At 51.4% G+C, this 22,987-nt stretch carries 21 protein-coding genes; 12 read left to right on the top strand and 9 right to left on the bottom strand.

The window, feature by feature from the left end; all coding sequences use genetic code 11:
* Nucleotides 1-88: 88 nt before the first annotated feature.
* From thrS to rplT, 4 genes are all read left to right on the top strand, one after another.
* Nucleotides 89-2,032 (top strand): threonine--tRNA ligase, encoded by a 1,944-nt coding sequence (gene thrS, locus B156_RS0117670; protein ID WP_018621105.1) that lies wholly within the window; start codon nucleotides 89-91, stop codon nucleotides 2,030-2,032.
* Between the two features lie 216 nt (nucleotides 2,033-2,248).
* Nucleotides 2,249-2,806 carry a translation initiation factor IF-3 gene (gene infC, locus B156_RS0117665; protein WP_018621104.1) on the top strand — a complete coding sequence of 186 codons (558 nt, stop codon included), beginning with the start codon at nucleotides 2,249-2,251 and terminating at the stop codon, nucleotides 2,804-2,806.
* Between the two features lie 159 nt (nucleotides 2,807-2,965).
* Nucleotides 2,966-3,160: a 50S ribosomal protein L35 gene (gene rpmI, locus B156_RS0117660; protein WP_018621103.1), complete on the top strand. Its 195-nt coding sequence runs from the start codon at nucleotides 2,966-2,968 to the stop codon at nucleotides 3,158-3,160.
* A 178-nt stretch (nucleotides 3,161-3,338) separates the two neighbouring features.
* A complete protein-coding gene (gene rplT, locus B156_RS0117655; protein ID WP_040585887.1) occupies nucleotides 3,339-3,683 on the top strand; it encodes a 50S ribosomal protein L20 in 345 nt (114 codons plus the stop codon).
* A 299-nt stretch (nucleotides 3,684-3,982) separates the two neighbouring features.
* Here the strand turns inward: rplT and B156_RS0117650 are convergent, their stop codons facing one another.
* Nucleotides 3,983-4,633 carry a hypothetical protein gene (locus B156_RS0117650; RefSeq protein ID WP_245563769.1) on the bottom strand — a complete coding sequence of 217 codons (651 nt, stop codon included), beginning with the start codon at nucleotides 4,631-4,633 and terminating at the stop codon, nucleotides 3,983-3,985.
* A 138-nt stretch (nucleotides 4,634-4,771) separates the two neighbouring features.
* A complete protein-coding gene (locus tag B156_RS0117645) occupies nucleotides 4,772-5,020 on the bottom strand; it encodes a hypothetical protein (protein ID WP_018621100.1) in 249 nt (82 codons plus the stop codon).
* Nucleotides 5,021-5,320: 300 nt separating this feature from the next.
* Here B156_RS0117645 and B156_RS0117640 point away from each other — a divergent pair, with 300 nt between their 5' ends.
* The 6 genes from B156_RS0117640 to B156_RS0117615 all read left to right on the top strand — a co-directional run bounded on the left by B156_RS0117640 (nucleotide 5,321) and on the right by B156_RS0117615 (nucleotide 13,868).
* Complete coding sequence (locus B156_RS0117640; protein WP_018621099.1) at nucleotides 5,321-7,018, top strand: CTP synthase; 1,698 nt, start codon at nucleotides 5,321-5,323, stop codon at nucleotides 7,016-7,018.
* Nucleotides 7,019-7,159: 141 nt separating this feature from the next.
* Nucleotides 7,160-9,028, top strand: a complete 1,869-nt coding sequence (gene yidC / locus B156_RS0117635; RefSeq protein ID WP_018621098.1) for a membrane protein insertase YidC — start codon at nucleotides 7,160-7,162, stop codon at nucleotides 9,026-9,028.
* 162 nt (nucleotides 9,029-9,190) lie between these two features.
* Complete coding sequence (locus B156_RS0117630; RefSeq protein WP_040585904.1) at nucleotides 9,191-10,924, top strand: ABC transporter substrate-binding protein; 1,734 nt, start codon at nucleotides 9,191-9,193, stop codon at nucleotides 10,922-10,924.
* An 85-nt stretch (nucleotides 10,925-11,009) separates the two neighbouring features.
* Nucleotides 11,010-12,311: a glutamate-1-semialdehyde 2,1-aminomutase gene (gene hemL / locus B156_RS0117625; protein WP_018621096.1), complete on the top strand. Its 1,302-nt coding sequence runs from the start codon at nucleotides 11,010-11,012 to the stop codon at nucleotides 12,309-12,311.
* 88 nt (nucleotides 12,312-12,399) lie between these two features.
* Nucleotides 12,400-13,407 carry a glycosyltransferase gene (locus B156_RS0117620; protein ID WP_018621095.1) on the top strand — a complete coding sequence of 336 codons (1,008 nt, stop codon included), beginning with the start codon at nucleotides 12,400-12,402 and terminating at the stop codon, nucleotides 13,405-13,407.
* A gap of 107 nt (nucleotides 13,408-13,514) precedes the next feature.
* Nucleotides 13,515-13,868 (top strand): hypothetical protein, encoded by a 354-nt coding sequence (locus B156_RS0117615; RefSeq protein ID WP_018621094.1) that lies wholly within the window; start codon nucleotides 13,515-13,517, stop codon nucleotides 13,866-13,868.
* 31 nt (nucleotides 13,869-13,899) lie between these two features.
* Here the strand turns inward: B156_RS0117615 and B156_RS31815 are convergent, their stop codons facing one another.
* Nucleotides 13,900-14,055, bottom strand: coding sequence for a hypothetical protein (locus tag B156_RS31815; RefSeq protein ID WP_018621093.1), 156 nt, complete (start codon nucleotides 14,053-14,055; stop codon nucleotides 13,900-13,902).
* 144 nt (nucleotides 14,056-14,199) lie between these two features.
* On the opposite strand from B156_RS31815, the gene hisS reads away from it, so the two are divergent.
* On the top strand, nucleotides 14,200-15,591 hold the full coding sequence (hisS, locus tag B156_RS0117605) for a histidine--tRNA ligase (RefSeq protein ID WP_040585883.1): 1,392 nt from the start codon (nucleotides 14,200-14,202) through the stop codon (nucleotides 15,589-15,591).
* Nucleotides 15,592-15,633: 42 nt separating this feature from the next.
* Here the strand turns inward: hisS and B156_RS0117600 are convergent, their stop codons facing one another.
* The 6 genes from B156_RS0117600 to B156_RS0117580 all read right to left on the bottom strand — a co-directional run bounded on the left by B156_RS0117600 (nucleotide 15,634) and on the right by B156_RS0117580 (nucleotide 22,469).
* Nucleotides 15,634-17,739, bottom strand: coding sequence for a LysM peptidoglycan-binding domain-containing protein (locus B156_RS0117600; RefSeq protein WP_084757787.1), 2,106 nt, complete (start codon nucleotides 17,737-17,739; stop codon nucleotides 15,634-15,636).
* Between the two features lie 11 nt (nucleotides 17,740-17,750).
* Nucleotides 17,751-17,882, bottom strand: a complete 132-nt coding sequence (locus B156_RS32410) for a hypothetical protein (protein WP_281167523.1) — start codon at nucleotides 17,880-17,882, stop codon at nucleotides 17,751-17,753.
* Nucleotides 17,883-18,279: 397 nt separating this feature from the next.
* Complete coding sequence (locus B156_RS0117595) at nucleotides 18,280-20,769, bottom strand: S9 family peptidase (protein WP_018621090.1); 2,490 nt, start codon at nucleotides 20,767-20,769, stop codon at nucleotides 18,280-18,282.
* Between the two features lie 63 nt (nucleotides 20,770-20,832).
* On the bottom strand, nucleotides 20,833-21,201 hold the full coding sequence (locus B156_RS30375) for a nitroreductase family protein (protein ID WP_157627087.1): 369 nt from the start codon (nucleotides 21,199-21,201) through the stop codon (nucleotides 20,833-20,835).
* A 253-nt stretch (nucleotides 21,202-21,454) separates the two neighbouring features.
* Nucleotides 21,455-21,808, bottom strand: coding sequence for a hypothetical protein (locus tag B156_RS0117585; protein ID WP_018621088.1), 354 nt, complete (start codon nucleotides 21,806-21,808; stop codon nucleotides 21,455-21,457).
* Between the two features lie 85 nt (nucleotides 21,809-21,893).
* Entirely contained in the window at nucleotides 21,894-22,469 is a 576-nt protein-coding gene (locus tag B156_RS0117580; RefSeq protein ID WP_018621087.1) for a DUF4142 domain-containing protein, read from the bottom strand.
* 132 nt (nucleotides 22,470-22,601) lie between these two features.
* Between B156_RS0117580 and parS the strand changes: the two genes are divergently transcribed.
* Nucleotides 22,602-22,985, top strand: coding sequence for a type II RES/Xre toxin-antitoxin system antitoxin (gene parS / locus B156_RS0117575; protein WP_018621086.1), 384 nt, complete (start codon nucleotides 22,602-22,604; stop codon nucleotides 22,983-22,985).
* The last annotated feature ends 2 nt before the right edge of the window (nucleotides 22,986-22,987 follow it).

The following is a 22,987-nucleotide window of genomic DNA, read 5'->3' as shown; positions in this document are numbered from 1 at the left end:
GGGCCGTTTGAAGTAAATAATAAGGAATGAGAATAAGCAGTTTGCAGTTGTAGGCAAGCTGTGGGTGCCATAAATAACTAACAATACTATGATTGCGCAGGACGAACAAATCCGCGTAACGCTGCCCGATGGCAGCGTTCGGCAGTATCCAAAAGGCAGTACCGGTTTGGATGTTGCCACCCAGATTAGCGAAGGACTGGCCCGTAATGTGTTGGCTGCCAAAGTGAATGGTGTCGTGCAGGACGCTACCCGGCCCATTGACAGCGATGCCAATGTGCAACTGCTGACCTGGAATGACCCCGAAGGGAAAACTACCTTCTGGCACTCGTCGGCGCATTTGCTGGCCGAAGCCCTCGAAAGCCTCTATCCGGGCACGAAATTTGGGATTGGACCAGCCGTTGAAACGGGTTTTTACTACGATGTAGATCTGGGTGGGCAGCCGTTTTCGCAGGAAGACTTCAAAAAGGTTGAAGACAAAATGCTGGAACTGGCTCGCCAGAAACAGGCATACGTTCGTACGCCCATGAGTAAAGCGGAGGCTATCGCTTATTTTGAGGAAAAAGGCGACCCCTACAAACTCGACCTGCTCGAAGGGCTGGACGACGGCACGATTACCTTCTATACGCAGGGGAGTTTCACCGACCTGTGCCGGGGGCCACACATTCCCAATACGAGCTTTATCAAAGCGACCAAGCTCATGAACGTGGCCGGTGCCTACTGGCGTGGCAACGAAAAAAACAAGCAGCTGACCCGGATTTACGCCGTCACGTATCCGAAACAGAAAGAACTAGACGAGTACCTGTACCTGCTCGAAGAAGCAAAAAAACGCGACCACCGCAAGCTGGGTAAAGAACTGGAACTGTTCGCCTTTTCGGAGAAAGTGGGAGCGGGGCTTCCCTTATGGCTACCCAAAGGAACCGTACTGCGCGAACGACTGGAGAATTTTCTGCGTAAAGCCCAGCTCCGGGCGGGTTATTCGCCGGTAGTGACTCCTCATATCGGCAGCAAGCAGTTGTACGTAACATCGGGCCATTGGGATAAATACGGCGAAGATTCGTTCCAACCCATCAGGACGCCCGACCCCAACGAGGAGTTCCTGCTGAAACCGATGAACTGCCCCCACCACTGCGAAATCTACAAAACCAAACCGCGCTCGTACCGCGACCTGCCTCTTCGACTGGCTGAATTTGGTACGGTGTATCGCTATGAGCAGTCGGGCGAGTTGCACGGGCTGACCCGCGTGCGGGGATTCACGCAGGATGATGCCCATATCTTCTGCCGCCCCGACCAGGTGAAGGATGAATTCATGAAGGTAATCGACCTGGTGCTGTACGTTTTTCGCTCCCTTGGCTTTGCGGATTACAGTGCCCAGATTTCCCTGCGTGACCCGGAGAACAAAACCAAGTACATTGGTTCTGACGACCTGTGGGAGAAAGCCGAATCAGCCATTATCGAAGCCGCAGCCGAGAAGGGCCTGCCAACGGTAACGGAACTGGGCGAAGCGGCTTTCTACGGCCCCAAACTCGACTTTATGGTACGGGATGCCCTGGGGCGGAAATGGCAGTTAGGGACGATACAGGTCGATTATAACCTACCGAACCGATTTGAACTGGAGTATGTAGGAGCCGATAACCAGAAACACCGGCCCGTTATGATTCACCGGGCGCCGTTTGGGTCGATGGAGCGGTTCATTGCTATTCTGATAGAAAACTCGGGCGGTAATTTCCCCCTCTGGCTCTCGCCCGAGCAAATTGCTATTTTACCCATTTCGGAGAAGTACGAAGAATATGCCAACGACTTGTTCTTTACACTACAGGAACACGATATTCGGGGCTTTGTGGACCATCGTGATGAAAAGATCGGCCGTAAGATTCGGGATGCCGAAGTGAATAAAATTCCCTACATGCTGATTGTTGGCGAAAAAGAAGCGGCCGAAGGGGGCGTGTCTGTTCGTCGCAAAGGACAGGGCGACCTGGGCAGTATGCTGGTGAATGACTTTGTGGCCTTGTTTCAGGCGGAGGTGAAGATGTAACAAATCAGTTATCCAGTTGGGCAGAGAGTGGGTTGGTTGGTTGCTGACGCAAAAGTGAGTCACCAATCCACTCATCGACTCACTGGCTGGATAACTGATTTAAACTTGGTTAGAATCCGTATTTTGACTGGTTTGTCGAACTTTTTAGCAACCTTTACGTTATCCAAGCGACTTCTGGAAAGTCAGTTTAAAAAATTGTTACCCTAAACATAATCTATGGCATTACCCCAGCGCAGACCACCCCGTCGCGTGGTTGAAGAACCTTACAAAGTAAATGAGCGCATTTTAGCCCGCGAAGTGCGCGTGGTCGGTGAGAATGTAGAGCAGGGCATCTACGAAACGAACAAGGCGCAGGCCATGGCTAAAGCACAGAACCTCGACCTGGTTGAGGTGTCGCCGAATGCCGTACCACCTGTTTGCCGCATCGTAGACTACTCTAAGTTCAAGTACGAACAAAAGAAAAAGCAGAAAGAAATCAAGGCGAATGCCACGAAGGTGGTAATAAAAGAAATCCGGTTCGGTCCCAATACGGACGATCACGATTTTGAGTTTAAACTCAAGCACGCCATTAACTTCCTGAAAGAAGGTGCCAAGGTGAAAGCCTACGTACAGTTCGTGGGCCGGGCTATCGTGTTCAAAGATCGGGGATTTCAGCTACTGGATCGCTTTTCCAAAGGATTGGAAGAGTTTGGTAAGGTAGAATCTGAACCCAAACTGGAAGGCAAGCGAATGAGCATGTTCCTGTCGCCCAAGGTTGTTGTGGCCAAGAAATAAATATCCTGGTTTTCACTGTACGGTTCACTGTTTTCAGTTGCCTGATGCAAGAGCGATTATGCGTCAGCTAATTGAAAACAATGAACCCGTAAACTGAAAACTTTTTCGTATCTTTGCGGCCTGTTTACTTAAATTTTACCCACAAAGCGGTTTACTGCAATGCCAAAAGTTAAAACAAATTCGGGCGCCAAGAAGCGTTTTAAGCTGACCGGTACCGGAAAAATCAAGCGGAAGCACGCCTTCCACAGTCATATTCTGACTAAGAAAACAACCAAGCAGAAGCGCAATTTAGTGCACGCCACGCTGGTAGATGGTCCCGATGAGCGTCGTATCAAAGCGTTGCTGAACGTCTAAGGACTAAGAAAGAACGCGGTTGCGTTCTGGTTTCACGTTTCACCCGAAGCCAGGCTTTTCAAGTGAATGAAGAATGAAGAATAAAGAATGATAAGTAATGGATTTGGTTTATTCTATACTTTTCATTCCGCACGCTACACTCCCTTTCCGCCTGTCGTCAAAAAACAAGTAGCATACAATGCCACGTTCCGTAAATCACGTTGCCTCAAGGGCGCGCAGGAAAAAAGTAATGAAGCTGGCCAAAGGTTATTTTGGTCGGCGTAAAAATGTTTGGACAGTTGCCAAAAACGCTGTCGAGAAAGGATTAGGCTACGCGTACCGCGACCGTCGTGCCAAGAAGCGCGATTTCCGTGCGTTGTGGATTCAGCGGATTAATGCGGGTGCCCGGTTGCATGGGCTTTCGTATTCGGCCTTTATGGGTGCGCTGAATAAAACAGATATCACGCTTAACCGGAAAGTTCTGGCCGACCTGGCCATGAACCACCCGGAGGCATTTGCTGCCGTTGTGGCGCAGGTAAAGTAAACAGAGATTAGCGTAGATAAGAAGCCCGGTTCAATACCGGGCTTTTTGCGTTTCATACGATCATCTGAAAATAAATACGTTTTTATTTAGGCGGGTAATTTTGCCATTTCGTATGGCACCGTTTTTGGAAAATCCGTCACTTTACGCCTTCGGCCTAAACAAGATACACCTAAACTGATAGCATTCAAATTTTACGTTTTCCAGACTCGTTCTGTAACTACGATTATGTTGTTCGACTAAAGTCAGTCTTGAGGATAAGTGCTACAGAAGCCAACATTCGTTTTATACAAATTTATACCTCATTCAAAAATGCCTCTTGCTTTCAAGATACCTTCTTTCTTTACTTGAAACAACTCATCAACATAAGCACCCATCAGGCAATACGCTCGACTGTCTTTAATGGTAAAGTAAGGTTCAGGATACCACTTCTTAATTTGTTCAACGTTTAAGGAGCTTACATCAAAGGAGACGCGTTCAGTAAATTCAAGCTTTACTGCTTTCAACGATTTACGATGGTAACCGTCGAATTTGTACGGATCTCCACAACTAGCCCATTTACCTTCTTTGGTTTTATATACATCGAAATATTGATACTTTTCATGATACCACTTTCCATTGTGATTGGATACAAACAACAGCACATTGTCAAATTTTGAAAACGCAGGCGTACCCATGTGATCGTATGCATCAAAGTCAATTGAGTTTTTTCGATAGGTGCCGTATACCTGCTGAACTACTTTATACTTAGCCTTAAATGCTTCATCAAACCGTATTTGACCTTCAACCAGCTTCGGTTCAAATTTATCAACCTTGATCTTCTGACCAACAAAGACGAATAAACTGTCTGATTGCTTTTGCCCAAAAACTGATTTTATACAAAGTAGAGCTAAAAGTAAAGATTTCATTAAGAGTCTCATATAACCGTAATCGCTTGTTGTATAAGTGAGCATTATGTAAAGCTAAGCCCTGAACCGACAAAATTTGCTATAAGTGACGGGTTTTGCCCCTGTCCTGGTTCGACGAGCTGAATGCCACGCTTCACACTGTTCATGGTTAGCTGAGCAAACGTTTGGGTCCATACGGTCGGGCTAATTTAAATCATCATCGGTTATTGTTAGCGTATGCGTTACGGCATAGCAGCTATAATCAGGATCATTGGGATGTTGTTTGACTTTTATCCAGCGTACGTCGACGACTGGATTTTGTATATAAACAACTACTTTTTTTCCACTAACAACGCGCGATAAAGTCAGATTGGTAAACGTAGCTGCTGGTTTGGGAATGTAGCCGAAAAAGGCATCCTGATTTAGTTGTTTAGGCTGTTTGCTGGCGACCATCTGTGAAGAATCCGTTTTGCTGCCCAGCCTTTTATGATACAGTCGAAATTTTTACACCCTACGAGACAATTGATCAGCAGAAGAAGGCAAATGGGCACTCTCATCGTTTTGAAACATTTTCGGTGTCAATCGGTACGGTTGATGCCTCGTAGGTTTTGATGGTGATGCCCGATCATTGTTCAGTTGACTGATGGCCATTGGTTTACCGGGAAAACCCTCATTTTTTCCGGATTAATGTTTTCCTTTCGTCCATTTTTCATCTACCTTTATATCCCGTAACGACCTAAAACAGGTTTAATCATGGCGTCTACGGGACTTAAATCCGCGAAGTATATTTTTGTTACCGGCGGGGTAACTTCATCACTTGGCAAGGGCATTATTGCCTCTTCTCTAGCCAAACTTCTTCAATCCAGGGGGTTAACGGTCACGATCCAGAAATTCGATCCGTACATTAACATCGACCCCGGAACACTCAATCCGTACGAACATGGCGAATGCTATGTTACCGACGATGGGGCCGAAACGGACCTCGATCTGGGTCACTACGAGCGGTTCCTGAACCGACCAACCTCAAAAGCAAACAACATCACCACCGGGCGCATTTACAATAATGTTATCACCCGCGAACGCCGGGGCGATTTCCTGGGTAAAACCGTGCAGGTAGTGCCCCATATCACCGATGAAATCAAACGGAATATCCGGTTGCTGGGTGATACGGGTGAGTACGACATCGTCATTACGGAGATTGGCGGATGTGTGGGCGATATCGAGTCACTGCCGTTTGTGGAAGCCGTTCGCCAGCTGAAATTTGAACTGGGTGAAAAAGATACGCTCGTTATCCACCTCACGCTGATACCTTACCTACGGTCGGCGGGCGAACTAAAAACGAAACCCACTCAGCACTCGGTCCGGATGTTGCTCGAAAACGGGGTTCAGCCCGACATTATCGTTTGCCGGACCGAATACCCTTTGCCGCAGGAAATTCGCCGGAAGATAGCCCTGTTCTGCAACGTACAGGTCAGTTCGGTGATCGAAGCAATTGATGCCGAAACGATTTATGATGTTCCCCTGCTCATGCAGAAGGAGCGACTCGATCAGCGGGCGTTGTACATGCTGGACATCTACAATGACAAAGATGCCGATCTGGATATCTGGAAAAGTTTTCTGGGACGGCTGAAAAGTCCGGGCGATGTGGTTCGTATTGGGCTGGTGGGTAAGTATGTCGAATTGCACGATGCCTATAAGTCGATTGCCGAATCCTTTATCCACGCGGGAGCCACCAATGAATGTAAAGTGGAACTGGAGTGGATTCAATCCGAAACACTGGTGGATGAGCACCACTGTGCCACTGTGCTGAGCCAGTTAGACGGCGTACTGGTAGCACCCGGCTTTGGGGAGCGGGGCATTGATGGAAAGATTAATGCGGTGCGCTATACGCGGGAACAGGGGATTCCGTTCCTGGGTATCTGTCTGGGTATGCAGATGGCCGTCATCGAATACGCGCGCAATGCCATGGGCATTGACGATGCCCATTCAACGGAAATGGAGCCGCAAACGCCCAACCCGGTCATCAACATGATGGAGGATCAGAAAACTATTACCGACAAAGGGGGGACTATGCGGCTGGGGGCTTATACCTGTAAACTCAAGCGGGATTCACTGGCCCACCAGATTTACGGGCAGGCCCAGATCAGCGAACGGCACCGGCACCGGTACGAATTTAACAATGAGTACACCACTGCGTTTGAAAAAGCAGGGCTCCGGCCAACCGGCATTAACCCCGAAACGGGGCTGGTTGAAATTGTGGAGTTAGCCCGGGAAATTCACCCGTGGTACGTGGGCGTGCAGTTCCATCCCGAACTGAAAAGTACGGTATTGAATCCGCATCCACTATTTGTTCACTTCGTGAAAGCGGCCCTCGCCTATAGTCAGCAAAAACGAATGGAGCCTGCCGGTAGAACCGCCGTTCCTGTAGAAACCGCCGACGCGGTTGATTAACCGACCGGATTGGCGTAAATTTGCAGCATACATGGTTTACGGTTTATCGTTTGTGGTCTATGACTGGCCGACGCACCAATAGCTACTGCGTCAGCCAGTCATAGACCGCAAACAATACACCGTGAACTGAAAACTATAAAAATGGATCGTAATCAACTTATCGGCATTGTTCTGATTATGGCAATGCTGGTTGGCTACCAGCTTCTGGTACCAAAACCTGCGCCAGGCGTGGATTCGCCCGATCCGGCAAAGTCCGGCGCACAGGTCACCCAAAAAACGCAGATAACTCCACCAGCCGCCGTCACGGTAAAAGCGGATCAGCCGCTCGACTCGGCCGCTGTTAAAGCCAGATTTGGTGATTTTGCCGCCGTCGCATCCGGGGAAACCCGCGACATCGTGGTCGAGAACAAAGATGTTAGCGTAACGTTTAGCACCTTGGGCGGGCAGGTGACGAAAGTAGTCCTGAAAAACTACAAAACATACGACAATAAACCGCTGGTCCTCATTGACCCGAAAAGCAGCCGGACCGGGCTGGATTTGCCTACCAATGGTGGGAAAGTCGATTTACGCAAACTGTATTACCAAACGACGGCCCAAAGCGGTACCGTAGCCGGACAGCCCCAGCAAATTACGTTCCGGGCCGAGATAGCCCCCGGTCAGTCAGTAGAGCAGGTGTATACCATGCCGGTTGACGGCTACGTGCTGGATTATGGACTGAAGCTGAATGGACTGAATAATACGGTTACCAATGATAACATCCGATTCTACTGGGTGGATGAGATGCAGCAGTATGAAAACGATCTGACCAATAACCGCCAGGCGGCTACCATCAATTTTCTCACGGCCGACGAAAGTTTTGAGAACCTGAAGGAAGGGGAAGCCAATGATGATGTTAAAGCCGAGCAGCCCGTTCGGTGGTTTACCATTAAGCACAAGTACTTCCTGTCCGGCTTTGTGGCCAAGAATGCACCCTTGCCCACGGCGGAGTTCAAAACAATGGTCAACCCCGCCGACAAAAGTGTGGTGAAAACGGCTACGGCGGACGTAACCCTGTCGATGGCGGATGTAAAAGCGGGCAAAGGCCAGTATTCCTTTTATTTTGGCCCCAACGATTTTCAGCGGCTGGGCAGCGTAGCCCCGGAATTTGACCGGAATGTGTACCTGGGTTACTCCGTACTGAAGCCCATCAACAAGTACTTCTTTGTGCCGGTTTTCAACTTCCTGGAGAAATTTATTTCGAACTACGGATTGCTGATTATTGCCCTGGTTGTGTTCGTAAAGCTTATTCTAACACCGTTAACCTACAAATCATACGTCAGTATGGCTAAAATGCGGGTATTACAGCCAGAACTGAACGAGATGAAGGAACGCGTGGGCGATGATATGACCAAGCAGCAGGCCGAGCAGATGAAGCTGTATCAGGAGGTAGGCGTTAGTCCGCTGAGTGGCTGTGTGCCAGTGGTGGCTACCATGCCCATTCTGTTCGCGCTGTTTATGCTGTTTCCGAACCTGATCGAGCTGCGGCAGAAACCGTTTTTGTGGGCTAGTGACCTCTCCACCTACGATGCGTTCATTAAATTTCCGGCTATCCCCTTCATCGGGAGCCACCTGAGTTTATTTACCGTGTTGATGACCGCTTCCTCCATTGCCTACGCCTATTATAATAATCAGACAACACCCACGCAGCCGGGGCCGGTGAACATGAAGGCCATGAGTTACGTATTCCCGCTGATGTTTATGTTCGTTCTGAACTCCTATCCAGCCGGTCTGACGTTTTACTACTTCGTTTCGAACGTAGTAACCATTGCGCAGCAACAGCTTATCCGCCGGTTTGTGGATGAAGATAAGATCAAGGCCGTGCTGGACGAAAACAGGCGGAAAAACGCAGCCGGCGAAGGGAAAAAGCCGGGTGGGTTTCAGGCCCTGTTGCAAAAGCAACTGGCAGCCGCCGAGGACGCCCGCAAGAAAGCCGACGAAGCCCAGCGGAAAGCAAAGTCGAAAAAGTCATAAGCCCTACTGAGTAATAATACGCAGTGCCAGGGATATAAATTTAGTGCATTTTTGTTAACAGAAAGCAACGCGATGGCGTTGCTTTCCTGTATGGGCAAATGGAACATGACGATTAAATCGTGTTGGTATAAGAGAGGGGGTGTCTATCTGCTTTTGTGGTTGATGGCCCAGGTAGCAACGGCTCAAATTGCGCCCGATGCCCAGAAGCGGTATAATACGGCCGTCAGGCTGGTGCAGGCGGGTGATTACGAACGGGCCAAAACGGATCTGAACGCAATTATCCTCCAGCGCGGGCCGCTGGCTCCCTACGCCAGCTATTACTACGCACTGGCCGCCTTTCGGCAAAAGAATATCAGTCAGGCCCGGCTGATGCTCCTGCAACTGATGGAGGTATTCCCCGACTGGCGCAAGATGGACGAAGCCCGTTATCTGCTGGCTGCCAGTTACATGGAACTGGGTCAGTACGAAGAAGCGCTGAAGGTGAGTCAGCTGGTCAGTGATTCGAGGCTATTGCCCTTACTGTCGAAACTCGAACAGCATTTCATTCCGCGTATTACTGACCTGGACCAGTTGAAGAAGCTAAACAAAGCCTACCCGAGCAATCGGACGATTGGCCTGACGCTGATTGAGCTGATCCAACGGAAATCCAGCGACAAAGACGACCTGGAACTGTCGGACCGGTTGACCAACCGGTTTGGGGTGCCGGGCGTAGCTACTGCCACAACGCAGGCAACAGCCAGTACCGCTGGGGCGCCCAATCGCCCATCAATGCCCCCCACTGTACCCGCTCGTACTAACCGCCCAAAAGGGTATTATAATGTAGCCGTGATGTTTCCGTTTCGGCTGGACGGTTTCGAGAATGACAAACGCGGGCGCTCGAACCAGTACGCGTACGATCTGTACAACGGGATTAAAATGGCTAAGGCTAAGTTGCAGGAGGAAGGCATTACGGTCAACCTGTTCGCCTATGATCTGGACAATGACCCCAACAGAGCCCTCGAAGTAGTCAATAGCCCGGCGTTTGCCCAGACGGATCTCATTATCGGGCCATTGTACGTCGAGCCAAACCGGATTGCTTCGGCCTATGCCAATCAGAACGGTATCTTGCTCCTGAACCCAATGGCTACCAGTAGCGAACTGGTCATGAATCAACCCATGTCGTACCTGGCGCAACCTTCCCTGAACCAGCAGGCCCGGAAAGCGGCCGAACAAGCCGGCAAACTGGGTGGCAGCCGTAAAGTAGCCATTTATTTTGGGACATCCCGTAAGGATTCATTACTGGCACAGGCGTATCTGGATGAAATTCGGCAGCAACGGTATCAGGTTGTCGACTTTAAAAAAGTAAGCGGTAACGCACAGTCGATGGCGGATGCGATGTTCCTTACTGCTCCCGGCAGCAAAACCCTGCTGGTTAGTTCAACTACGCCTGCGGTTCCCAGTAGTCTGGGGCATATCTTCTTTGCCAGCAGTAATGAAAACGATGGCGTCCGGATGCTGGATGCCCTGAGCCGTCGGAAAGTAACCGGTCCCCTTATTGCTACGGCCTCGGCTTTTGACTTCTACCGGAACTCAGCGAACACCTTTACCCGGCGGGATTTGTATCTGGTCTACCCCGACTTTATCGATACATCCCGTGAGCCGGTCGTTGAGTTTGAGGAGCAGTACCTGGAAAAGCGCCATACTATCCCCTCCGTTTTTGCCAGTGAGGGGTACGACATGATGCTTTTCTTTGGCCGTCAACTGGCTAGAAACGGTCTACAGCCCGGTAACCATGCCGCGTTGCGCTCGGATACCGACGATTATCTGCTGTCGGGTTTCGATTACACACAATCCAACGAAAACCAGGTCGTTCCCATCGTAAAGTACGAGGACGGGCGGCTGGTGAAAATTAATTAGCGAATGAGTGAATGAGCGAATGAGCGAATAGCTGACGCAAAAGTTATTCGTTTATTCACTCATTGGCTCATTCGCTCATTCTAAAATGACAACGAGCGAACAGTTATTTGAGAAAGCAAAAACCCTGATTCCCGGTGGGGTAAACTCACCGGTTCGGGCGTTTCGATCCGTGGGTGGTACGCCCCTTTTTATTAAATCAGCCAAAGGGCCTTACCTCTACGACGAGGATGGACGGCAGTACATCGAACTGATCAATTCTTGGGGTCCCATGATTTTGGGGCATGCCTTCGAACCCGTCGAAAAAGCGGTTCGGGATGCCATCCAGCATTCGTTCTCGTTCGGCGCTCCCACCCGGAAAGAGGTAGAGATGGCCGAACTGATAACGAACATGGTCCCCTCCATTGAGCAGGTTCGGATGGTCAATTCCGGTACCGAGGCTACGATGGCTGCCATCCGGGTGGCCCGTGGGTTTACGAACCGCGATAAACTCATCAAATTTGAAGGGTGTTACCACGGCCACGGCGACTCGTTTCTGATTGCGGCTGGCAGTGGTGCCATGACGATGGGTATTCCCGATAGCCCCGGCGTGACCAAAGCGACGGCGGCCGATACGCTGACGGCCCCCTTCAATGACCTGGCGGCCGTAGAGACGTTACTGGCGAATAACCACAATCAGGTAGCGGCAATCATTCTGGAGCCCGTAGTGGGTAATATGGGATGCGTATTGCCCGAACCGGGTTTTCTGGAAGGAGTTCGTACCCTGTGCGACCAGCACGGCGTAGTTCTGATTTTCGACGAAGTGATGACGGGGTTCCGGCTGGCTAAAGGCGGAGCGCAGGAACGATTCGGTATTAAACCTGACCTGACTACCCTGGGTAAAATTATTGGCGGAGGGATGCCGGTGGGGGCCTACGGTGGTCGCGCTGATATTATGCAGCTGGTGGCTCCCGCCGGGCCGGTTTATCAGGCGGGTACGCTGTCGGGTAATCCGATTGCCATGTCGGCGGGGTTGGCTATGCTGCACCACCTGAATGAGCATCCGGAGGTGTACACCCGGCTGGACGCCATTGGTGAGAAGCTGACAACGGGTTTTAAGGCCGGTTTGCAGAAGGCCGGTTTGCCTTACACCATCAATCAGCTCGGCTCCATGTTTACGCTGTTCATGACCGAGCGGCCGGTGGCGAATTTTTCGGATGCCAAGTCGTGTGACGTGGCTGCGTTTGGCCGCTATTTTCACGCCATGCTCGAGCGGGGCGTATACCTGGCACCGTCACAGTTCGAGAGCCTGTTCACGTCCATTGCCCTGACCGACGACCTGATCGACCAGGTTATCCAGGCGAATGAAGAAAGCCTGCTGGTAATGATGACCGGGTCGCCGGAGCGATGATAAATTATAAATTATTTTTTTGTAAATCATTCATCATTCATCATTCATCATTCATCATTCATCATTCATCATTCATCATTCATCATTATTGTTCTTCTCCGTCATCATACCCGTTTACAACCGCCCCGACGAACTGCGCGAATTACTGAGCAGTCTGACCCGGCAGACATATGCCAACTTTGAGGTGGTAGTGGTGGAGGATGGGTCGACGGAAAAGGCGGAGGACGTGGTCGCTGCGTTCGCCGGCCGACTGGATATTCGGTATTTTTTCAAGGAAAACTCGGGTCAGGGATTCACCCGGAATGTTGGTTTTGAGCAGGCCAGGGGTGATTATTTCGTTATTTTCGATTCAGATGCCCTGATTCCTCCGCATTACTTCGCCGAAGTAAAGCAAACCTTAACGGGAACCTGGCTCGATGCGTACGGGGGCCCCGATGCGGCCCATCCGGATTTTACGCCCATTCAGAAAGCCATCAGCTACTCGATGACCTCCCCTTTTACAACGGGCGGGATTCGGGGAAAGGGCAAAAATCTCGGTGGTACCTACCATCCCCGTAGTTTCAACATGGGTTTGTCGCGAAAGGTCTGGGAAACCGTCGGCGGCTACAAACTGACCCGCATGGGGGAGGACATCGAGTTTGCCATCCGAATTATCGGGCATGGGTTCAAAACCGGCTTGATCGCCGATGCCTTCATTTATCACAAACGCCGGACAAGTTTTGGTCAGTTTTTTCGTCAACTGCGTTTTTTTGGCCGTGCCCGTATCAATATTGCCCGGTATTATCCCAACGAGTTGAAGCTGGTGCATACGTTTCCGGCCCTGTTCACGGTATATCTGTTGCTGATACCGGTATGGGTCCTGATTAGCCCATTGCTGTTTGGCCTGGCATTGGGATCGATCGGGCTGTTCGCCATGCTGATTCTGATTGATGCTACCCGGAAAGAGAAAAGCGCCAAAGTTGGTCTATTGAGTGTGGGAGCTGCCTTCGTACAGTTGACAGGGTACGGAATCGGTTTCATGCGTGAAGGCTGGAAACGGCTGCGAGAACCAGCGCAGTTCCGGGAAACGGGGTCCTCTATCAACTATCCTTCCTGATGAATAGCGAGAGCAGGCAGTGGAGCGGGCAACACGAATGTGACTATATTGTTAACTAAATGCCGTGACCACGTGTTATTTTAGTAACCGATAGCTACCTTACCCGCATGACCAAGCTTGCCAAGCCACCTGGCCAACAGTTAGTAAAACGCATGAGTACCCGAACGAAAGCCCTGATTGTAGGGCCATTGGGTTTCCTGCTTTTTAGTGTCGGTTTGTGGGTTTTGGGAACGGCCGTAGTAGCCCATCAGGCGGGGGCTCCGTTTCGGCAGTGGTTCCTGTGGGGCGTGTACGGGTTGATTCTATTAAATGGAGGCCTGCTGCTGTTCGGGCTGGCGGTACGGTACCGGGTACAACTGGATTACCGGCGCTTTGTAAGGCGGGAGCTTAAAAAGCGCGACCGGGAGTGGGCCCGGTTCCGCCCGAAACGAAAAACCCCGTCGGGTAAGGACGGGATTTAAGGCGAATGCCAGTATATTACTGATTACGGGCTTACGCTGCTTTCTTCTCCGCGAATGAGGCCTTGATGGCTTCTACATCCACATTTTTAATGGTTGGTTTCCGTAGCAACTGCTTGATTGCATTCACCTTGTTGTTTGCAATGGCCCGGTTCCGACGAGCCTTTCGCTTTAATTCTGTTACTGCCATGACTATATACGTTTTTACTGTGTTTGTCTAATAAAGGCGCTGGAACGCCGGGTCGCCGGAGCGATTAGTCCGCAAAAGTAAGGTTTTTTACCGACAAAGTAAACGCTACTGCTTGTTTTTCGGTCTACTGCGTAATTTTGCACCATGCAAAAACCAACCTTGCCCAAGGGTACCCGCGATTTTGGCCCGGAGCAGATGCGCAACCGGCTTTTTATATTCGATACCATTCGCCAGACGTTCAAGCGTTTTGGTTTTCAACCCCTCGAAACGCCCTCCCTGGAAAACCTGTCTACACTGACGGGTAAGTACGGCGACGAAGGGGATCAGCTACTGTTTAAAATCCTGAACTCCGGTGATTTTGCCGCTGACCTGACCGAAACGGACTTGCAGGCGGGGCCCAAAAAAATGACGCCGAAAATTGCCGAAAAAGGGCTGCGCTACGACCTTACCGTACCCTTTGCCCGGTACGTAGTCATGAACCGAAATACCCTGACCATGCCCTTCCGGCGGTATCAGATGCAACCCGTATGGCGGGCCGACCGACCCCAGAAGGGGCGTTACCGGGAGTTTTACCAGTGCGATGCCGATGTTGTTGGCACGGATTCGCTGCTGTGTGAAGCCGAAATTATCCTGATGATTCACGAAGTATTCCGCAACCTGGGCATTACTAATTTTACGGTAAAAATCAACAATCGCAAAATTCTGGCAGGCATAGCCGAGGTTATTGGCGTACCGGGTGAGGAAGCAACGCTCAGCGTAGCGATTGACAAACTGGATAAAATCGGGAAAGAGAAGGTGCTGGACGAGCTTCGGGCACGTGGGTTTTCGGAAACTGCTCTTTATAATCTGGCTCCATTATTCGACTTTCTCAATCAGGAAGCCGATTTGGTGCTGGACCAACTGCAAACCTGGCTTTCGGCATCAGACGTGGCCCGACGGGGCCTGGTTGAATTGACTGAAACGCTTCAGCTCGTGCAGCAGTACGGCCTGGCTGACAGCCGGGTTGAAATCGACCCAACCCTGGCGCGGGGGCTTTCCTATTATACCGGGGCTATTTTTGAGGTGAAAGCCAACGACGTTTCAATTGGCAGCGTCAGTGGGGGCGGGCGGTACGATAACCTGACGGGAGCCTTCGGGATGCCGGGCCTGTCGGGGGTGGGGATATCGTTTGGCGTCGACCGGATTTACGATGTTATGGCTGAATTGAATCTGTTTCCGGCGGGTGCCGGTCAGGGTACTCTTGTGCTCATCGCGCCATTTGATGCGGAAGCCCGCCGGGTAAGCTTACCCCTGCTAAATCAGCTGCGGGCTGCCCAGGTAGCGTCCGAACTGTACCCCGACCTGGTAAAAGTGAAGAAAATGCTCGACTATGCCAATGATAAGAACATTCCCTATGTCGTACTTATTGGGTCAGACGAAGTGCAGACGGGCCAGTTAACCCTTAAAAACATGAATACCGGCACGCAGCAGAAGCTACTAGCGGAGGAGATTGCCGCCCTGGTGAAGAAAGAAACTATGGCGCAGGCAATCGATTGAGCCAAGCCGTCAACTAAGTTTCTCTACTGGCCGACAGACCAGTTATTTCAGGATCATCAGTATCTGGCCAATTTCAATGGTGGTGGACGTTAGATTATTCCACGCTATCAAATCCTTGACCGCTACGTTGTTCTGAAGGGCAACCCGGTAGAGTGTTTCGCCCGCGCGAACGGTGTGGAAAATTGCTTTACGGGCAGGGGGCGTACCCGCCGGTCTGGTTGGTGATGCCGGGCGGACCGGCCTCCCCTGCGTTTTGGGCATCGTGGCAATGCCCGTCGGTTTTAACCGCCTGTAGGCCACGATTAATTGCTGCCCAATCCGGAGCGGTATCCTCTCCGACAGGTCATTCCAGGTGTAGAGTTGCCTGAGCGTGATGCCGTACAGATTGGCGATGGCGTAATACGTCTGACCCGGCTTAACAATGTGCCATTTGCGTTTCTCGGCCATCTCCATCCGTATCGTATCCTGCTGTATCAGTGAATCCGTCGCCACTAACTCCCGGGCAGGGGTCGATTTTCCCGCCCTCTCCGTACTCACCGCCGGGGCATCGACTGCTTTAGTGACGACGGCCACCGGTGCCGGTTTGTTGACCGGAGTCGCTACGGTGTCCGGTGTTTTGCCGGCTATCTGGGGCACTACCGGTTTGGGTTCAGGCCGGGCCTGTACCGTATCCCGAACCGCTGGCCGGGTGATAATAGACTGCGGGATGGGGATAGATTCTTCGGGGGGGAGTTGGACGTATTCTATGGGCTGGTTGAGCGGTCGCTGCGTCTGTAACCAAACGATTCGCCCCCGCTGCAGCCGCTGGGCCGTTGTCATCCGGTTGAATTTGGTGAGTGAAGCCAGCCGAACGCCGTATATGTTAGCTATTTCCAGCAACGTCTGGTTCTTCTGCGCTACGTGAAAGGGAATTTTAGCGCGTTTGTCCTTTCGCTCCAGGTAATAGATCAGGCCGGGATGGATAACATCCTGATTGGCATTCAAGTCATTATATTTCAAAAACCGGTCGATGGAAATACCGCCGTAGTAGGCCAGCGTAATAAAGTTATCGCACTGTTGTGCCTGGATACCCTTATGCTCATTTATTTCGTAAAAGGTAGCTTCTGACCGGAAGCCATCTTCCTGTTTGTTGACCTTAATCAGAATCGGAAACCCAATGGCTAACTGGCGCAGATTCCTGAGTCCCGGCTCGGCCAGCGCCTGAACAGTTGTAAACTCGTCGGGGGTTACCCGAATCAGCACCGTGTACTTTTTATCCGTCGGTACAACTACCGTTTTGAGCCACTGGTTGAACGGTTGCAGTCGCTCGGTGTCGACGCGCAACCGATTGGCAATGTTCTGGAGGGACTGCCCCTCGCCGTACTGGTACGTATATAAAATGTAACTCATCGCCGGGCGATAGGTTGGTTCCTCGTACTGGATGACTAGTTTACGGGCCAGAATCCTCCAGAGCAGGGGCGGGCTCTGCGGCCCGGGCATGATATAAGCCGGATCCGTCGGCTCGATAACGTCCTGACTGGTATTACCTTTGAGGTAGCGAATCAGCGCCAGCACGTAGTTGTTTTTCAGGGTTTGCAAACGCTCCAAATCCGCTACGGCTGCTTCGGCACTAAGGATGGGGTGATAGCGTTCATCCACATTCGAGTCCATCCGAAGCCGAAGGCCGGTAGCATACGGGCGCGACAACCCCCAGAATCCCAGCGTATCTACATCAGAGAAAGGCAGGGCAACAAAGCGAAAATCATCGGGTAGGTTTGCTTTGGCAAACAGGGGTTTCAGTAACGGGTTCAGTTGCCGGAGGGCACTGATGTCAGCCTGAATAACCCTGGGTTGCGTATACAGACGCTGTATTTCCTGCTGAATCTGGATGCGTGCCTGCTGAGTCAGATGAACAGGCACATCGGCAAAGATAATTTCTTCCGGTACATCGGGTAACGATTGCCCGTGCAGGCTACTGAACTGACTCAGCCACAACAGTAAACTAAGGACACTGCCAACCCAGTAACTCATCTTGTGCCGTATCAGTACCGTATAGTGGGTGAGGGGGGAGTGATTTCTCAGGCCGTTTATTCGTGCTTCATCAGAGCAGGAAGGCAGGTCTTTTTCAGGATGGGTAAGGGAACCAGAAGCGGAAATCACGCTGTGCATGAGTTTTAAAGTCAGTTATGGCTGTTCGGGTAGCCATGAGCCACGCTGGTAGCAGCACCAATAAACGGATTACCGAGCGAATTGACAAGCGGGAGAGGGTAAATTTGCCTGTTAGCCGACGTAAAAGCGAAAGAACGTGTCATGGGTAAAAAGTATAGGGTGTCACAACGATACCCCTGTTAACGTCGGCAATTAACCGGGTGAGTACAGGTCATACAGGAAGAAGAAGGACCAAAACTACTGTATTATACCGTTGGAAACAAGTCAAACAGATTGAAAATCAGTTAGTTATTATTTGGCCTGGTCATTGTAGTTCTATGTAGTAAATTTAGTTGAAGATAAATCACCTGTTCATATTTAGTGTGTGACCAGTTACTTCCCTGTAAACTTACTGTCTTTGCGCAGATAAAAAGCATTTCTGCCCGTTTATGCCTGATGGAAAGCTTGTCGACTCTAATTAAAACGCCCCCGTCAATACTGGCGGGGGCGTTTCGGTAAGAAAGAATCGTACTCGGATGATTAAACGGGTAGTAACAGGTGCTACTTACCCTTTCCACCCCCTACTTTTCCTGCTTTGTTGACCTGCCCATCGGGGGCTGGATTTTTTACGTATTTGTCCAGCCAGCCGCTCATTTCCCACAGCATGTGCAGTAAGGACTCTTTAGCGGTATATCCATGACTTTCGTAGGGCAGGAATACCAGCCGGGTGGTAGCGCCAAAGCCTTTCAGGGCGTTGTAATACCGTTCCGACTGGATGGGGTACGTACCGGTATTATTGTCGGCCTCTCCATGAACCAGGAGCAGGGGCGTCTTCATTTTGTCGGCATTCATAAACGGCGACATTTTGTTGTAAACATCCGCTGCCTGCCAGTAACTACGCTGCTCGTTCTGAAAACCGAACGGGGTCAGGGTCCGGTTATAGGCACCACTACGGGCAATACCCGCTTTAAACAGGTTGCTGTGGGTGAGGAGGTTCGCCGTCATGAAAGCGCCGTAGGAGTGGCCACCAACGCCCACCCGGCTCGAATCGACCACCCCCAGCCGGACGCCCTCGTCAATGGCCGCTTTGGCACTGGACACCAGTTGGTCCACGTAGGTATCGTTCGGTTCTTTATCGCCCTCACCCACAATGGGGATGCTGGCGTTGTCCAGAATGGCGTAACCCATGGTTACAAAGGCGGCACCACCCCAGTAGCTAATCCGGTTGAACTGGTAAGGCGAGCCACTTACCTGGCTGGCCGCTTCCTTACTTTTGAACTCGGCCGGGTAAGCCCACAGGAACGTGGGTAGCGGGCCCTGCTCCTTGGTGTACCCAACGGGGGTATACAGCGTAGCGGTTAACTCGACCCCATCGGTCCGTTTGTAGCGGAGCTGCTGCTTCTGAATGCCTTTTAACTGCGGGTAAGGATGCGGAAAAAACGTAACCTGAACGGGGGCGATGCGCGCCTTTAAATTACGTACGTAGTAGTTTGGATTCTCTTCGGGGGTTTCGCGGGTGGTCAGGATAACCTTTTTTACGGCATCCAGTACAGCCACAGGCCGCTCGAAATACGGCGCGGCTGACCGCCAGAGTTCAGTGCTTTTTTTGGTTTTTAAGTTGAGCAGACTCACAAAAGGCCGGTCGCCGGTGGGAGAGGCCCCCTGCACGTTCAGCATCAGTATTTCATCGTTGGGGAGCAGGTTCAGTACGTCGCGCCCGTACTGATTGTGTTTCGTGTCGGGCTGGCCCGGGTTCGAGTACCGGTCCTCGTACGAACGATCGAAGAGAACCGATGTTTGCCAGGTAGTCGGATTAACGATTTTGGTGATGGCTTTGCGGCTTTGCCACCATTGTTCGGTAGCCAGTGCTGTTGTGCCATTGCCCCAGGTAAAATTCTCGAAACGAAACTGAGCCGCGTAGATCTCTTTGGGCGAAGCAGAAAAGGGAGCTTCCAGCTGAAATACCTTGTCCCGGATATCGGCCACCACTTTCGGGTCGCCCTTGTCCTGCGCCACCGTGTAGTAGACGGTAGCGGGCATATCGGCCCGCCACTCGAAGTCACGCGGTCCGGTGGGAGCACCGTCGCGACTGTAGGGAACGCTTTCCTGCAGGGGGCCATCGTTCAGGGTTTTTACCAGCGAGCCGGATAACGCGAAAACAGCCGTCCTGAGCGGAAACCGGTTGACCGGGACCAGGTACGAAAACGGCGTATGCACGGTTTGAACCATCACGTACTGCCCATCCGGCGAGGGGTCTGCCGAGCGAATGATGCCCGGTTCCCCGATAGCCGTCATCGACCCATCCGTACCCATCCGTACCACCTGCGCAGTCGTGTAGTAAGCAAACTGTTTCTCGTCGGACGGGTTCTTTAATAAATCCTGGTACGTGGGTGCCTGTCCCCGCTGCCCGCCCACATTTTGCTGGGTAGTGGGGCCGGCTGGTACCGCGCTGATAACGGGTGCCGGTCCCCGGCCGGCCGGAATCGTTTTTACAATCAAACTCTTGCTGTCGGATACCCAATGGTAGGGAACTCCCAGTGTAGCATTGAGGGCAACGGAACCTACTTTCTGGGCCGCTGCGGTTGCTACATCTGCTATGTATAGGTCAATTCGGCTATCGGTTGAATTGGCAAATGCAATTTTTGACCCATCCGGCGACCATTGTACAAAGCTGATTAGCGGAGTGGCCGGAAGCCCCGTCAGCGCTTTTTCCTCTTTATCCATTACCTTTTTGAGTCTCAGACCGGTTATGTACCGCGCCCGGCTGGGGCCGTTATTGGCCGGGTTTAGCCGGAGGCCGGCTAATTTGAATTCGGGCTGAGCCAGTTCATCAATACCGGGTGCTGCGGCCTGTTCGAGAATGAGCATCATATCCCCTTTGTCCGACAGGCTGACGGTGGGAGTGAGGGGGGCCGTAACCAGGTCCGCCAGCGCTTTGGGGGGCGTCTGATAGGTTGGGGCATCCTGGGCGCGCCCGGCGAGTGAGCAGGTAAGCCAGGAAATAAGCAAAAGCCACTGGCTTCTGCGAAGGGTTTTGAAGTGCTTAGTCATTGACGTAGATGTAATGGTTAAAATTACACCTGAAAAGACTACATTAAAAAGGGATACCATCGTTTATTGCATAATCGTACCAAAATGTAAGTAATTATTTTGTGATTTATATTTTTTGGGCTGGAAAAGAAGCCTGGTGACAAAAGGGGTGAATTTACAGCTGCCCGCGTTATGAAGGGCCGTCAGCAGAAAGCTGCCCGCCCCCATTACGTAGTAGGTCGGCCGCTTGCGGTCACCGTCGGTTTCGAAAATACGCCGGAACAGGATAATGAGCCAGGGGGCAGTTTCCAGAAATGAGTTGCGCCAGTCGGTACCCAGCAGGGTCAGTTTTTTCAGCCACTCGGCCAACATCCGACCGCTGTACCTTAGTACTTTCCACCTTCGGTACTCTTCGGCTTCGGCCGCTCCCCAAACCCGGATCTGGCGGCTCAAACAGGGGCGCCCACCACCCAGAACGTCCAAGGATGCTTGTGCGCACCCTATAGGGCGGTGGAGACTGCCCTTACACGTGTTTCGTTAAACCCCGGACACGGTAGCGGGTAGTCAAAAAGTGATAGTAATCCCGGTTGCGTTCCCACAGGGTCGCATCGGTCGGAATATCGGAATATATGTTTGGTGGTAGGAGATAAAGGGCCTCCAGCGAAACTACGCCTTTCTGGCGAATTCCCTGGCGGTCTTTTCTAGCCTACTGCCCCTTGTTCTTCCGGGGGCGCTTCTGGCCAGCCGTTGGTGTCTGCGCTCGTTTAGTAGCCAGGGTACTGTCGGTCCCATCCGGTGATACAGCCTGGTTCTTTTTCCTGCCCAGGCCTTTGTGCCGCTGACTGGGTGGCACGTACATGTACGAACGGGAAGCACCCTCATCAGCAATACTCATGCTGGCGGCTTTGCTGGTGGCCGGCCTTGAGCCGGGAGTCAGGTAGCCTGCACCCGTTGAGGCCGTAGAGCCGCCACTTTGTCCGCCCGTTGTTGATTGAGCGTTGCCTTCCTGTACCCAGCCAATGGCTACCAGAAAGCCTATCGTTAAAAACATCGTTTTCATACACGTTTCGTTTGAAATGGATTCGCCCGTAACGCTGCATAAACGCTACGGGCGAATAGATAATTAGTTCACTACGGAGAACCGATTAATTCATCATTTTATCGATGGCATTGATGCGGTCCATGTGTTGTTGCAGCGTTGGCAGTGTCTTGGCAGCAAATGCCTTGATCTCGGGATCGACGTTATTATCCTCGGCTGCTTTCTTAAAGGCGTTGATATCTTCTTTGTGATCGTCGACCATCATGCTCACGTATTTTTTGTCGAACTCTTTGCCGGATAGTTTGGCCAGCTCATTAACATCTTCCTGCATATCTTCTCCGAGGGTGGCGGGGAGGGTGATGTTTTTAGCCGTGGCCAGTGTTTTAAGCTCCTCATTCGCCTTCGAGTGATCCGCTACCATCATGGCACCAAACTCTTTCACGTCTTTGCTCATGCCTTTTTCCTGCGCCATACGGCCCAGTTCCACTTCCATCATACCCCCATTGGCCGCTTTCATGGCAAACTCACTGGTGTCTTCGCTCTGCCCCCTACCGGCATCTTCCTTGTTCTCGTTGGCTTCTTCGGCATTCTCCATGCTGTCCGACTCCTTCTTTTTGTTGTCGCAGGCCTGGAAGCTTAGAGTGCTGACCGCCAGCAGAATCAATAGGCTAATTTTTTTCATAGCGTTGTTAATTAATTTGGTTAATTACCTACTAAAACTATATACTGTCGGTTAGGTTTGGAAAAGGGGGTAAGTTTTTATCCAGCAAGACAAAATTCTGTAGTTACGGGACAAAATTCTTATATTTGCGGTATGATTGCTTTCAACCTGACATCCCTTGTTTCTCAGGCCTTACAGGGCGTTTCGGCTACCCGTTTTTTCGAGGTTGCCGAATTGACCGGATACAAACGCGAGCAACTGGCCGAGGTGTTCGATACCTCACTCAAAACCTTTCAGCGGTACGAGCGGGAGCAGAAAAAGCTTAACCCGCAGGACAGCGAGAAAGTCCTCAAACTAATAACCCTCTTTCAGGCGGGCGAATCGGTTTTTGGGTCTGCGGCCGCCTTTCGGCGGTGGATGGACAAACCCGCCTACGGGTTAGGGAATCAGGTGCCTTTTGCCTTGCTGTATACATCCGGCGGCATCGACCTGGTCATGGATGAGGTAACCCGCATCGAGTACGGCGACCTGGCCTAAAT

It is taken from the genome of Spirosoma luteum DSM 19990, from assembly GCF_000374065.1.
GTDB lineage: Bacteria > Bacteroidota > Bacteroidia > Cytophagales > Spirosomataceae > Spirosoma > Spirosoma luteum.
The sequence above is the reverse complement of the archived record's forward strand: the minus strand, read 5'-3'. Positions and strand labels throughout refer to the sequence as shown.